Raw genomic sequence first — 12,993 nt, 5'->3', positions numbered from 1 at the left:
GATTTCAAACCGGATGCCGCTACCGGCACCATTACCTGGAGGAGATACCATGTATTCGATCAACCGTATTTTTAGCCGCGGCTTGTTGTCCGCAGCCGCCGCAACCGCAATGACCGTAGTGAGCCTGTCCGCCCTGCCGGTCCACGCCGCCGAAAAAGTGACGCTAGGCGTCGCCATCCCGACCGCCACCCATAGCTTCACCGCCGGCATTGTCTGGTGGGCCAACGAGGCCAAGAAAGAACTGGAAAAAGCCCATCCGGACCTGAAGATCATCGTCAAGACCTCGGCGACTGCGTCGGAACAGGCGAATCAGTTGCAAGACATGCTGACTGTCAACAAGATCAACACCTTGGTCATCTTCCCGCTGGAGTCGGCGGCACTTACCCAACCGGTGGCGCAAGTCAAGAACAAGGGCGTATATGTCACGGTGGTTGACCGCGGCCTAACCAATACCTCAGCCCAGGATGCCTATGTCGCCGGCGACAACACGGCGTTCGGCAAGCTACCCGCCGAATATCTGGCGAAGCAGCTGAACGGTAAAGGCAACATCGTGGTTCTGCGCGGCATTCCTACCACCTTGGATAATGAGCGTTTCGATGCCTTCAGCGCAGTAATGAAAGGATATCCAAACATCAAGATCCTCGACGCAAAATTCGGCAACTGGAATCGCGACGATGCCTTCAAGGTGATGCAAGACTACCTGACGCGCTTCCGCCAGATCGATGCGGTCTGGGCGGCGGATGACGACATGGCTGTCGGCGTACAAAAAGCCATCGACCAGGCCAAGCGCAGCGACATCAAGGAAATCTTCGGCGGCGCCGGCGCCAAGGGCGCCGTCAAGAAGATCATCGATGGCGACAAGATGATCAAGGCGGACGTTTCGTACTCGCCGAAATTTATCTACGACGCCATCAAGATGACGGCGGAAGCCCGCCTGAAAGGTGAAAAGCTGCCACCGACCACCATCATTCCATCGGTCTTGATCACCAATCAAAACGCCAAGCAGTTCTACTTCCCGGATTCACCGTTTTAACTAGCGACTGCGGTGCTGCAGCGGGCTTGCCACCTGCAGCACCGCACTGAAAACAAGAACCTTGCAACGCCCTTGCAACGAAAGGATTTGCGCCATGAAAACCATACAAGGTCCGGCCCTGTTCCTGGCCCAGTTCATGGGCGATAAAGCGCCGTTCGACACGCTGGAAAACCTGGCCAGATGGGCATCGGCCCTCGGCTACAAAGCGCTGCAGCTACCGACCGACGTGCGTCTGTTCGACCTGCAAACAGCTGCCAAAAGTCAGACTTACTGCGACGACATCAGCGGCATGTTGGCCCGGCACGGCTTGCAAATCAGCGAGCTGTCGACCCATCTGCAAGGACAGCTGTTAGCAGTACATCCGGCCTACGACATGATGTTCGACGGCTTCGCGCCGCTCGAACTGCGCGGCAATCCGGTGGCGCGCACCGCGTGGGCCGAAGAACAACTCCATTGCGCGGCAATCGCTTCAAAACGACTAGGCTTGCGCGCGCATGTGAGTTTTTCCGGTGCGTTGGCATGGCCCTATCTGTATCCGTGGCCACAGCGCCCGCATGGATTGGTCGAAGCTGCTTTTGCCGAACTGGCGCGCCGTTGGCGCCCGATTCTTGACGCGTTTGACGATGCCGGCGTCGATCTTTGCTATGAACTGCATCCCGGCGAGGACTTGCATGATGGCGTGACTTTCGAGCGTTTCCTGGAGGCTGTCGATCACCATCCGCGCGCAAATATCCTCTATGACCCGAGTCATTTCCTGCTGCAGCAGCTCGACTACCTGGCGTTCATCGACATTTACCACCAACGCATCAAGGCTTTCCACGTCAAGGATGCAGAGTTTCGCCCCGACGGCCGGCAAGGAGTCTACGGCGGATACTCTGGCTGGCAAGATCGCGCCGGACGTTTTCGTTCGTTGGGCGATGGCCAGATCGATTTCAAGGCGATCTTTTCAAAAATGGCGCAGTACGATTTTCCCGGCTGGGCCGTGCTTGAATGGGAATGCGCGCTCAAGCATCCGGAAGACGGCGCGGCCGAGGGAGCGGAATTTATCCGCAACCATATCATTCGTGTCAGTGAACGGGCCTTTGACGATTTTGCCGATGGCCAGGTACAGCCGGCGCAGATTGCACAAATATTAGGATTGGACTAACCATGGGAATTAATCACGGCAAACAGGAAACCAGGCTGTCACGGCGTCTACGCCTGGGCATGGCGGGTGGCGGCGACGGCGCCTTCATCGGCGCTGTGCATCGCATGGCGGCGCGCCTCGACGATCATTATGAGTTGGTCGCCGGCGCTTTGTCCGGCGACCCGGCGCGCGCGGCATCAAGCGCCGCCGCGATTCGCCTCGACCCTGCTCGCAGTTACGCCAGTTACGTCGAGATGGCGCGCCAGGAAGCTGCCCGTGCCGACGGCATCGACGTGGTGGCCATCGTCACGCCAAATTATCTGCATGCTCCAGTCGCTACGGCGTTCCTGGAAGCAGGCATCCACGTCATCTGCGACAAGCCATTGGCCATTTCCCTGCAAGAGGCGCAAGGATTGGCCGCACTGGCGCGTCAGAAGAACCTGCTGTTCGCTTTGACCCACACTTATACCGGCTACCCGCTGGTGCGCCATGCGAGGGAATTGGTTGCGGCAGGCGCGCTAGGTGAACTGCGGCTGCTGCAGGTGGAATACTCCCAGGACTGGCTGGCCGCTGAAATACCGGCGGCCACCGCTGCTGCTGCCAGCGGTGAGCAAGACCCGGGAGCGCAAGGCTGGCGTTCCGATCCGGCCCGTAACGGTCCGGCCGGCACCCTGGGCGACGTCGGCAGCCACGCCTATCAGCTGGCGCAATACATCAGTGGCGCGACACCGACACAACTGCTGGCCGAACTGCACACATTTGTACCGGGACGCCAGGTAGACGATCATGTGCAGGTGATGCTGCGCTACGCCAACGGCGCGCGCGGAACCTTGTGGGCCAGCCAGGTCGCCACTGGCTGCGAAAATGCATTGCGGTTGCGCTTGTATGGCAGCAAAGCCAGTCTGGCGTTCGACCAGGAAAATCCCAACCAACTATGGTTCACGCCACAAGGCGGCCAGGCGCAATGCATCACGCGTGGCCGCGCATCGGGCCAGGTGGCCGCGCACGCCACACGCGTGCCGGCCGGGCATCCCGAAGGTTACCTGGAAGCGTTTGCCCAGCTGTACGTAGACGCCGCTCTGCAAATCGCTGCAATCAACAACGGCCAACCCCCGCCCGACAGCAGTCGTTTCCTGACGACGGTCGAGGATGGTGTATCGGGAATGGAATTTATCGATGCGGTGCTGCGCAGCCACACGCAGGATTCCAGCTGGGTCAGCCTGGCATAAAGGTCAGGATGTAAAAAAGCCTCGTTGTATCAGCAACGAGGCTTTCTTTGTAAGCGCGTTCGATTATCTCGATACGCCCTTTTTACTCCATGCTTCCAATTGATGTGGACGCAGGCTGTCGTACTCTTCGAAAGGCTGATGAATCCATGGATTGGTCGGCAGGTAATCGACGTAAAAATCCGGCTTCAGCGAGGAGCAGGCCTTCCACCAAATCACAGCCGATTTCACCTCGGTCACCGGAGCGTAGTTCTCCTTGAGGTGATGCAGCACCTTATCCAGCGTAACGCCGGAATCGACCAGGTCATCGACCACCAGAACCCGGCCCGCCAAGGCGCCGCGGCTCATCGTGATGTGCTTGCCGATATCGAGTTCGCTGCGCACCGTACCAGCCTCTTCCCGGTAGGAGCTGGTCGACAGGATCGCCAGCGGCACATCGAAAATACGCGAAAACACGTCGCCCGGACGCAAACCGCCGCGCGCCAGGCACAGGACCTGGTCAAACTGCCAGCCGGAGGCGTGGACGTTCAGGACCAGTTTTTCAATGATGCGGTGATACTCATCCCACGACACCCACAGGTGCTTGTCATCAGATTTATTCATATTGTTTTTATTTAAATGGGTGGCGCAAAACGATGGTTTCCTCACGGTCAGGACCGGTCGAAACCATATCGATAGGCACGCCTACCAATTCTTCGATACGTTTGATGTAGGCACGAGCTGTAGCAGGCAATGCGTCCATCGATTTGGCGCCGACCGTGGATTCGCTCCAGCCCGGCATTTCTTCGTAAATCGGTACGCACAGCGCCGCTTCTTCAGCGCCGACCGGGAAGATATCCACGGTCTTGCCGTTGAGCGTGTAGCCGGTGCACAGCTTCAGTGTTTCCAGGCCATCCAGCACATCCAGCTTGGTCAGGCACATGCCGGACACGCCGTTGATCTGCACCGAACGCTTCAGCAAGGCGGCATCGAACCAGCCGCAACGACGGGCACGGCCGGTCACTGTGCCGAATTCGTGGCCGACGCTGGCCAGATGCTTGCCGACGCCTTGGTCGGTAGGCAATTCGGATGGGAACGGGCCGGAGCCGACACGCGTGGTGTAAGCCTTGGTGATGCCCAGGATGTAATGCAGCATGTTCGGACCGACGCCGCTGCCGGCAGCGGCATTGCCGGCCACGCAGTTGCTCGATGTAACGAACGGATAAGTGCCGTGATCAACGTCCAGCAAGCTGCCCTGCGCGCCTTCGAACAGCAGGCTGGCGCCGCCATTGTAAGCCGCGTACAGGTCGCTCGATACATCGGCCACCATCGGACGCAAGCGCTCGACGGTTGCCAGCGCATCGTCCAGCGTCTTTTGATAATCGACGGCCGGCGCCTTCAGGTAATTGGTGAGGACGAAATTATGGTATTCGAGATTGGCTTTCAGCTTTTCCGCGAAACGTTCTTCGTTGAGCAGGTCGGCCACGCGAATCGCGCGACGGGCAACCTTGTCTTCGTAGGCCGGGCCGATACCCTTGCCGGTAGTGCCGATCTTGGCATCGCCGCGCGCCGCTTCCCGCGCCGCATCGAGTGCGGTGTGGTATGGCAGGATGATCGGGCAAGCTTCGGAGATCTTCAGGCGCGACGCCACTTCGACGCCGGCAGCCTGCAGCTTGTCGATCTCGCGCAGCAAGTCGGGCACCGACAACACGACGCCGTTACCGATGTAGCACGCCACGCCTGGGCGCATGATGCCGGACGGGATCAGCTGCAATGCAGTCTTGTGACCGCCGATGACCAATGTATGGCCAGCGTTATGCCCCCCCTGAAAACGCACAACTGCCTGTGCGTGATCGGTCAGCCAATCAACGATCTTGCCTTTTCCTTCGTCGCCCCATTGGGTGCCAATCACAACGACGTTTTTTGCGGTGCTTTTCTGTAACATCACTTAGTCCAAATTTTTGATAATCCAGTTTCCATTTTCGAGCACGACCGCGCGGTCGCAATCGAACTCGTCTTGATCGTTTTCATGACCGGGCAGACTCTGGATCACAACTTCCCCAGCCTTGCGCAATTCAACGATCTTTTCCTTCAAACCTGCTTCCACTCCCCAGGGAGCGTGAATCGCACGCTTGCGTACCGCTACAGGAATCAGCCTTGCCAATTCCCGCAAATCCATAGAAAAACCTGTCGCCGGACGCGAACGTCCAAAAGCGGCGCCAACGTCGTAACGGCCACCGCGCGCCAGCGCATTCGGCAAGCCGGGCACGTACGCAGCGAAAATTAAACCACTTTCGTAATGATACCCGCGTAAATCGGCTAAATCGACCGTCACGCAATCTTTCCCCGCCGCTTCGGCCAAGGTTTCCAGTTCATCCAGCGCCTTGCCGATGGCTGGCAGCGCAGGCAGCACCTGGCGCGCCTGCTTGAGGACACTGGCGTCGCCATATAAACCAGGCAGTGCCAGCAGCGCGGCACGGGTTTCCGGCTTGTAATCAACGCTAATAGTGCGCAAGCCAGGCAAATCCTTGGCTTCAAGCAATGCCACCAACTCAGCCTCGTTCACCTTGGCAGCTTCGTCGCCTGCGATGATCGTGCGCAAAATGCCAACATGGCACAGATCCAGGCGCACTTGGGTAATCCCGGCCAAGGCCAGCGTCGCCAACAACAGTTCCTGGATTTCGGCATCTGCTTCCAGACCGAGATGGCCATAGATTTCAGCGCCGATCTGCAGCGGTTCACGCGTAGCGTGCAAGCCGGATTGGCGGGTATGCAACACGCTGCCGACATAGCACAGACGGGTAACCGACTCGCGATTGAGCAGATGGGCGTCGATACGCGCCACCTGGGTTGTCATGTCGGCACGAATCCCGAGGGTACGGCCGGACAACTGGTCGACCAGCTTGAAGGTACGTAAATCGGTATCCTGGCCGGCGCCGGCCAGCAGCGATTCCAGGTATTCCAGCATCGGCGGCATGACCAGCTCGTAACCGTACAAACGGAAATTATCCAGTATCAGGCGGCGCAAGTCTTCAATTTTGCGCGCTTCGGACGGCAAAACGTCAGCGATATTTTCAGGGAGGAGCCAATTTGGCATAGAAAAAATGAATCTTAGAAAAATTTTTCTGCAAGAATTGAAGTCTCAAATCTTGCCAGAATAATATCATTAACAATCAGCAGCGCAACTATTTGGAAAATCAAATAGATGCGCCTCGAAAATAAGGAATGGCGCCTTCGCTTGAGGCGCCATTCCTGTGCAGTGCTTACCGCTGTAAATTAAAGCGGCTTATTTATTTTTTGGCAGGACCCGCAGTGCCACCAGCCGGGCTCCGGAAATACTTGAAGAATTCCGAATTCGGATCAATCACCATCAGATCTTGACGGGTCTTGAAGCTGGCGCGATAGGCTTCCAGGCTACGATAAAACTTGTAGAACTCCGGATTTTGTCCGAATGCCTGGGCATAAATCTGCGAAGCCTTGGCGTCACCTTCACCACGCATTTTTTCTGCGTCGCGATAGGCTTCTGCCAGGATCACCGTGCGCTGCTTGTCAGCATCAGCACGAATTTTTTCGGACTCGGCAGAACCGGTCGAACGCAATTCATTCGCCACGCGCAGACGTTCGGATTTCATCCGATCGTAAACCGAGGAGTTGATCTGGTCGACGTAATCCACACGTTTCAAACGTACATCGATGATATCGACGCCGATCTGCTTGGATTCATCCTGCACCTTTTGACGAATCGAGTCCATGACTTTGCCGCGCTGGCCGGAAATCACTTCGCGCACTGTACGCTTGGTGATTTCATCGTTCAAGGCTGCCTTGACGATTTGCGACATGCGATCCTGGGCGCGCTTTTCATCGCCGCCGAAACTGACGAAATACAGTTTCGGATCGGTAATGCGCCACTTGACGAAGGCATCGATCAGGATATTCATTTTCTCGGCCGTGATGAAACGGTCGGTATCCGGCGGATCGATGGTCAATATGCGCTTATCCAGGAACAGCACATTCTGGAACGGCGGCGGCAGTTTGAAATGCAAACCAGGCTCGTTGATCACCTGCTTGACTTCACCGAAAGCGAACAAAATGGCGTACTGACGCTGATTGACCACGAAGATCGTCGACGACAGGATCATCAGGGCGATGAATGCACCTACGACAGCTACGATAATACGATTCATTATCGGCCCTCCCGATCACGAGAGTCGCGGCTATCACGGGAGCGATCGTCGGCTTGCGCCCGCGATTCCGTCGGCACCACAGTATCCTTCAAGGCCGGAGCCGTAACGGTCCCGGACGCTGCACCGGCAGCGGTGCTGCTGGCCGATGTGGCGCTGGCAGCGGATTGCGCGATCAGCTTATCCAATGGCAAATACAATAAATTGTTCCCGCTTTTAGCATCAACCATTACTTTTGTCGTGTTAGCAAAAATCTGTTGCATGGTATCCAAGTACATACGATCGCGCGTCACTGCCGGCGCTTTCTGATATTCGGTCAAGACTTGCTTGAAACGTGAAGCGTCACCCTCGGCATTGGCAGTTACCCGCGCACTGTATGCCTCGGCTTCCTCCAACAGGCGCGAAGCAGCGCCGCGAGCCTTCGGAATCACGTCGTTGGCATAAGCCTGGCCTTCGTTCTTTTGGCGCTCACGGTCCTGCCCGGCTTTGACTGCATCGTCAAACGCGGCCTGGACTTGCTCCGGAGGCTGCACGCCTTGCATCGTGACATTGGTGATCTGCACACCGGCCTTATAGCGATCCAGGATCTGCTGCATCAACTGGCTGGTATCCTGCGCCACCTTCTCACGACCTTCGTACAGCACGAAATCCATCTTGTTCTTACCGACGATTTCACGAATCGAGGTTTCGGCAACCTGACGCACCGTCTCTTCCGGATCGCGGATATTGAAAATCCAGTCGGAGGCGCTCTTCAGCGTGTACTGCACGGCGAACTGGATGTCGATGATGTTTTCATCATCGGTCAGCATCAGGGCTTCCTTCGGCTGCTTGTTCTTGGCATTGGCGCGATAACCGACCTCAACCGTCCGCACTTGCGAGACATTGACGATTTCATGGCTTTGGATCGGATACGGCCAGCGCCAGTTGAAACCCGGCGTGGTCGAATGGCTGTATTTGCCGAACGTCATGACAACGCCGGTCTGACCTTCTTGTACGGTAAAGAAACCGCTGGCCAGCCACAACAGGAACGCCACCACGGCAATCGCACCGACGCCGACACCGGCGCCCTTCATGTCCGGATTGAAGCCGCCGCCGCTGGAGTCGCCGCCACCGCCACTCTTGCCGCCAAGCAGGCGACTCAGGCGCTGATTAAAGTCTTGCCAGAGCTTGTCCAGATCCGGAGGACCGTTATTTGGCTTTTTGCCATCATTGTTTTGCTTGTTGTCATTTTGCGAATTACGACCCCATTGCGGGTCATTCAACGAAAATTTCAAACCAAGTTTTTTGAATAAGGTACCAAGCATTCGATCGTTATCTTTAAGTAAATGAATAAGGGGTTGGAATGCTCGTTAGAGGCGTGTGTTAGGGGCGATGATTCAGACTGTTTCACACCTGCTTAATATGCTGTGCTTCGTGCTGTAATTCAAGCGGCTCTTCAATATCCGTAACCGGAATCGAATAATTCGGCAGCACCGGATTTTGCGTCACGAATTCCGCGATTGCCTGACGCAACAAATCAAGACCAATACCTTTTTGCGCGCTAATGAAAACTCGCTGAATTTTATCATACTCATCACGTTCTACCCCCGGCGCCAGTTCTGCGGCATCAATCTTGTTCCACACCAGAATCTGTGGAATATGATCGGCGCCGATCTCCTTGAGCACCAGGTTGACCTGTTCGATCTGCTCCAGCCGGGCCGGACTGGCGGCATCGACCACATGCAATAGCAAATCGGCATGAATGGTTTCTTCCAGCGTAGCCCGAAATGCGGCGACCAACTGGTGAGGCAATTCGCGGATGAAGCCGACCGTATCGGAAATCACCACACTGCCCGCCTCGCCCAGATAAACGCGCCTGGAAGTGGTATCCAGGGTTGCAAACAATTGGTCCGCAGCATAGACGCCGGCCTTCGCCAGCGCGTTAAACAAGGTTGATTTGCCGGCATTGGTGTAACCGACCAGCGAAATCGAAATGGTTGCACTACGGCCGCGCGCGCGCCGTTGGGTGGCGTGCTGCCGATGTAGCTTGTCCAGCCTGGCGCGCAAGGCCTTGACGCGATCGCCCAACAGGCGGCGGTCGGTTTCAAGCTGCGTTTCACCCGGACCACGCAAGCCGATACCACCTTTTTGCCGTTCCAAGTGAGTCCAGCCGCGTATCAGCCGCGTCGCAAGATGTTGCAATTGCGCAAGCTCAACTTGCACTTTACCTTCATGGCTTTTGGCTCTTTGGGCAAAGATATCGAGTATCAGGCTGGTACGGTCCAGCACCCTTACTTTGAGAACGCGCTCTAGGTTGCGCTGCTGTGCCGGCGATAAAGCGTGATTGAAAATGACGATTTCGAGCTCATCATCAAGCACCGCATCGGCAATTTCCTGCGCCTTGCCGGAGCCGACAAACAGAGCAGCATCAGGGCTGCTGCGCTTGCAGGTGATCGTAACGATAGGCAAAGCGCCAGCCGAGCCGGCCAGCAAGGAAAGCTCATCCAGACTTGCGGCAAAGTCGCCTTTGCCGAAGTCAACTCCGACTAACGCTGCACGCATAGGACCAATCGTGGCGCTGCCGCAATCGGCAGCAAATGTTTACTCTGCTTCAGATTCAAGATTCAGATTGACAGCGCGTGCAGGAACTACGGTTGAGATGGCGTGTTTGTATACCATTTGGGTAACGGTATTACGCAGTAAAACGACGTATTGATCGAAGGATTCGATATGGCCTTGAAGCTTGATGCCGTTGACCAAATAGATCGAAACCGGAACATGCTCTTTGCGCAAGGCGTTCAAAAACGGGTCTTGTAACAATTGCCCTTTATTACTCATGGCTACTCCACTGTGTTGTTGTGATTAGAAGTCAAACGCAAACTGCTTATAGAACCAATAAGATTCTAAGTGAATGACTCGGTGGGTGTTTAACGAATGTAAACGATTTTCTCATTTACTGCCAATGGAAAAATTATTTTTCCTGGCGCGCGTAAGGGTTCCGACTAGATCTGAACTCGATGCGTAATGGAGTCCCAATTAGCGAAAAAGTTTCCCGGAAATGCTTCTCAAGATAACGCTTATAGTTATCTTCGATCGATTCCAGTGCATTGCCGTGGATAACGACGATAGGCGGGTTCATGCCGCCCTGGTGGGCATAACGCAGCTTCGGACGAATCGATCCCTTGCGACGTGGCTGTTGATGCTCCACAGCCTCGATCAGGGCCCGCGTCAGCTTCGGCGTAGTCAGGTTGGACATCGCGGCGGCGTATGCCGAATCAATCGACTTCATCAGCGGTGTGATGCCAGTCGATTTCAGTGCCGAGATGAAATGGAATTTTGCAAACGACAGGAAGTTCAGCTTGCGATCCATGTCCATCTTGATTTCATCGCGACGGTCGCTGGTCAAGCCATCCCACTTGTTGACGCCGACCACCAATGCCCGCCCGGTTTCCAGCACGAAGCCGGCGATATGCGCATCCTGCTCGGAAATATCCTGCTGCGCATCGAGCAACAGCAAAACCACGTTGGCTTCTGAAATCGATTGCAAAGTCTTGACCACCGAAAACTTCTCGATCGCCTCGAACACCTTGCCGCGACGGCGAATGCCGGCGGTATCGATCAGCGTATATTTCTTGCCGTCGCGCTCGAACGGAATTTCGATCGAATCGCGCGTGGTGCCAGGCATGTCGAATGCAATGACGCGTTCTTCGCCCAGCAAGGTATTGACCAGCGTCGACTTGCCGACATTCGGCCGACCGACGATGGCGATCTTGATGCCACGATCCTTGTCTTCCGGCTCGGCTTCTTCCGCCGGACGCTGGGAGAAAGCCAGATTCAGCGATTCTTCGACCAAGTCAGCAACGCCGTCGCCATGCGCAGCGGAAATGACATAGGGGTCGCCCATGCCAAGCTCGTAGAACTCGGCCGTGACCGAGGTGTACTTCATGCCCTCGGACTTGTTCACCACCAGCATCACCGAGCGGCCCGACTTGCGCAGGAAATCGGTGATGGTCTTGTCGTGCGGGGTCAGGCCCTGGCGGCCGTCAACGATGAAAATCACGATGTCGGCTTCCGCCACGGCTTGCTTGGTCTGCTTCGCCATCTCGTGCATGATGCCGTCTTTGGCAACCGGCTCGAAACCGCCAGTATCAATCACCAGGAATGGCCGTTCGCCAACCCGCCCTTCGCCGTAATGGCGATCGCGAGTCAGGCCGGGCAAATCGGCGACCAACGCGTCACGGGAACGCGTCAGACGATTGAATAACGTCGATTTGCCGACATTGGGACGTCCTACTAGTGCAATTACTGGCTTCATTAAATTGTTACTCTGTCGCAAAAGCGATCAAGGTTCCTGCTTTGGTTTGAAAAATCACATTGGAACCCACTACGATCGGGTTCGGCAACACAGCACTGCTGTCTGCACGAACGCGTCCGATCAGGGCGCCATCTTCACGGGATAAGAAATGAATATATCCCTCAAAGTCGCCGACCACCACTGCATTGCCCAGCACTGCCGGGGTTGTCAGTACGCGATTGGCGAGCTGCTTGTTTTGCCATACTACCGCACCGCCGTCCAAAGCGAACGCGCTCACAGCGCCGAACTCGTTGGCAGCATAGATCGTGCGGTCATCGGCGCCGATGCCAACATCGCTGGAAAACGGTTTGACCCAGTGGGCCGTGCCGCTGCCGGCATCAAAACAGCCGATCCGGCCTTGATACGCAACGGCGCAGACCTGGCGACCGATGATGACCGGCGTGCCGGACGCATCAGCGATGCGCTCAAGCTCGGTCGTACCGCGCGGATCGCCAATCGCCATTTCCCACCACGGACCACCATTGGTCAGGTTCAGTGCCGACAAACGACCACCCGGCAACGACAGGAAAGTTGCCTGAGGAACAACCAGGACGCCAGGAGCCGAACGCAAGGTCAGCGATGGCAATGTACGCAATACCGCCCAGCGACGTTCACCAGTCGCGGCATCATAAGCAGCAATCCGATTATCGAGGCTGCGCACGATCACCAGGCCCTGGCCAACTGCCGGCGCCGACAGGATTTCGCTTGAGGCCTGGGCTTGCCAAAGCTTTTTGCCTTGCGCATCGAAGGCCAGCAACATGCCCTTTTCACCAGCCACGGCCACAGTAGTGCCATCGCTGCCGGCGCCGCCTGTCAGGTGCATGCCGGCATTGATACGCCAAGCCACCACGCCAGTCGCAGCATCCACGCGCGCCACGGTACCGTCAGCTGCAGCGGCATAGACACTGCCGCCAGCCGCAACCGGAGAAAAAGTGAAGATCGAAGCGCTGCCGATCGACAACGTCCATGCCTGACGCACTTTGAGGCTCTGCGTGAACTCGACCAACGGCGCAGGAGGATTACTCGGTTTCTTACCGGCGAACAAGGAACAGCCGCCCAACATCAGCAATGCACCGGCAAAAACGACTTTCACTGCAATACGCATATTCTTCCTT

General features: G+C 56.5%; 12 protein-coding genes. 3 read left to right on the top strand and 9 right to left on the bottom strand.

Annotated features, from left to right (window positions below; genetic code table 11):
- The first annotated feature begins 109 nt into the window (after positions 1–109).
- The 3 genes from ACIPF8_RS02595 to ACIPF8_RS02585 all read left to right on the top strand — a co-directional run bounded on the left by ACIPF8_RS02595 (position 110) and on the right by ACIPF8_RS02585 (position 3,388).
- Positions 110–1,033 (top strand): substrate-binding domain-containing protein, encoded by a 924-nt coding sequence (locus ACIPF8_RS02595; RefSeq protein WP_400417017.1) that lies wholly within the window; start codon positions 110–112, stop codon positions 1,031–1,033.
- 94 nt (positions 1,034–1,127) lie between these two features.
- Positions 1,128–2,180 carry a sugar phosphate isomerase/epimerase family protein gene (locus ACIPF8_RS02590; RefSeq protein WP_400416915.1) on the top strand — a complete coding sequence of 351 codons (1,053 nt, stop codon included), beginning with the start codon at positions 1,128–1,130 and terminating at the stop codon, positions 2,178–2,180.
- Between the two features lie 2 nt (positions 2,181–2,182).
- A complete protein-coding gene (locus tag ACIPF8_RS02585) occupies positions 2,183–3,388 on the top strand; it encodes a Gfo/Idh/MocA family protein (RefSeq protein WP_400416914.1) in 1,206 nt (401 codons plus the stop codon).
- Between the two features lie 63 nt (positions 3,389–3,451).
- Here ACIPF8_RS02585 and ACIPF8_RS02580 read toward each other — a convergent pair whose 3' ends face one another.
- The 9 genes from ACIPF8_RS02580 to bamB all read right to left on the bottom strand — a co-directional run bounded on the left by ACIPF8_RS02580 (position 3,452) and on the right by bamB (position 12,983).
- The gene (locus ACIPF8_RS02580) at positions 3,452–3,988 is read right to left on the bottom strand and encodes a phosphoribosyltransferase (protein WP_400416913.1); all 537 of its coding nucleotides are present in this window, start codon (positions 3,986–3,988) and stop codon (positions 3,452–3,454) included.
- 7 nt (positions 3,989–3,995) lie between these two features.
- The gene (locus ACIPF8_RS02575; RefSeq protein ID WP_400416912.1) at positions 3,996–5,309 is read right to left on the bottom strand and encodes an adenylosuccinate synthase; all 1,314 of its coding nucleotides are present in this window, start codon (positions 5,307–5,309) and stop codon (positions 3,996–3,998) included.
- Positions 5,310–5,312: 3 nt separating this feature from the next.
- Positions 5,313–6,461: an ATP phosphoribosyltransferase regulatory subunit gene (locus tag ACIPF8_RS02570; protein ID WP_400416911.1), complete on the bottom strand. Its 1,149-nt coding sequence runs from the start codon at positions 6,459–6,461 to the stop codon at positions 5,313–5,315.
- Positions 6,462–6,654: 193 nt separating this feature from the next.
- On the bottom strand, positions 6,655–7,548 hold the full coding sequence (gene hflC, locus ACIPF8_RS02565; protein WP_400416910.1) for a protease modulator HflC: 894 nt from the start codon (positions 7,546–7,548) through the stop codon (positions 6,655–6,657).
- Entirely contained in the window at positions 7,548–8,849 is a 1,302-nt protein-coding gene (gene hflK, locus ACIPF8_RS02560; protein ID WP_400416909.1) for an FtsH protease activity modulator HflK, read from the bottom strand. Before hflK ends, hflC begins: the two co-directional genes overlap by 1 nt.
- Before the next feature lie 82 nt (positions 8,850–8,931).
- On the bottom strand, positions 8,932–10,086 hold the full coding sequence (gene hflX / locus ACIPF8_RS02555; RefSeq protein ID WP_400416908.1) for a GTPase HflX: 1,155 nt from the start codon (positions 10,084–10,086) through the stop codon (positions 8,932–8,934).
- 39 nt (positions 10,087–10,125) lie between these two features.
- Positions 10,126–10,362, bottom strand: a complete 237-nt coding sequence (gene hfq / locus ACIPF8_RS02550) for an RNA chaperone Hfq (protein WP_019141241.1) — start codon at positions 10,360–10,362, stop codon at positions 10,126–10,128.
- 133 nt (positions 10,363–10,495) lie between these two features.
- Positions 10,496–11,839, bottom strand: a complete 1,344-nt coding sequence (der, locus tag ACIPF8_RS02545) for a ribosome biogenesis GTPase Der (RefSeq protein WP_400416907.1) — start codon at positions 11,837–11,839, stop codon at positions 10,496–10,498.
- 7 nt (positions 11,840–11,846) lie between these two features.
- Complete coding sequence (bamB, locus tag ACIPF8_RS02540) at positions 11,847–12,983, bottom strand: outer membrane protein assembly factor BamB (protein ID WP_400416906.1); 1,137 nt, start codon at positions 12,981–12,983, stop codon at positions 11,847–11,849.
- Between the last annotated feature and the right edge of the window lie 10 nt (positions 12,984–12,993).

The sequence above is a fragment of the Collimonas sp. NPDC087041 genome, assembly GCF_044745265.1.
GTDB lineage: Bacteria > Pseudomonadota > Gammaproteobacteria > Burkholderiales > Burkholderiaceae_D > Collimonas.
Note: the sequence above shows the minus strand (reverse complement) of the source record. Positions and strands in the feature narration are given on the sequence as shown.

Bases quoted from the DNA above. Each gene is read 5' to 3' on its own strand.
- ACIPF8_RS02595 (WP_400417017.1), top strand. From the start codon at position 110: ATGACCGTAGTGAGCCTGTCCGCCCTGCCGGTCCACGCCGCCGAAAAA.
- hflX (WP_400416908.1), bottom strand. From the start codon at position 10,086: ATGCGTGCAGCGTTAGTCGGAGTTGACTTCGGCAAAGGCGACTTTGCC.
- ACIPF8_RS02580 (WP_400416913.1), bottom strand. From the start codon at position 3,988: ATGAATAAATCTGATGACAAGCACCTGTGGGTGTCGTGGGATGAGTAT.
- ACIPF8_RS02590 (WP_400416915.1), top strand. From the start codon at position 1,128: ATGAAAACCATACAAGGTCCGGCCCTGTTCCTGGCCCAGTTCATGGGC.
- hflK (WP_400416909.1), bottom strand. From the start codon at position 8,849: ATGCTTGGTACCTTATTCAAAAAACTTGGTTTGAAATTTTCGTTGAAT.
- hflC (WP_400416910.1), bottom strand. From the start codon at position 7,548: ATGAATCGTATTATCGTAGCTGTCGTAGGTGCATTCATCGCCCTGATG.
- hfq (WP_019141241.1), bottom strand. From the start codon at position 10,362: ATGAGTAATAAAGGGCAATTGTTACAAGACCCGTTTTTGAACGCCTTG.
- ACIPF8_RS02585 (WP_400416914.1), top strand. From the start codon at position 2,183: ATGGGAATTAATCACGGCAAACAGGAAACCAGGCTGTCACGGCGTCTA.
- bamB (WP_400416906.1), bottom strand. From the start codon at position 12,983: ATGCGTATTGCAGTGAAAGTCGTTTTTGCCGGTGCATTGCTGATGTTG.
- ACIPF8_RS02575 (WP_400416912.1), bottom strand. From the start codon at position 5,309: ATGTTACAGAAAAGCACCGCAAAAAACGTCGTTGTGATTGGCACCCAA.
- ACIPF8_RS02570 (WP_400416911.1), bottom strand. From the start codon at position 6,461: ATGCCAAATTGGCTCCTCCCTGAAAATATCGCTGACGTTTTGCCGTCC.
- der (WP_400416907.1), bottom strand. From the start codon at position 11,839: ATGAAGCCAGTAATTGCACTAGTAGGACGTCCCAATGTCGGCAAATCG.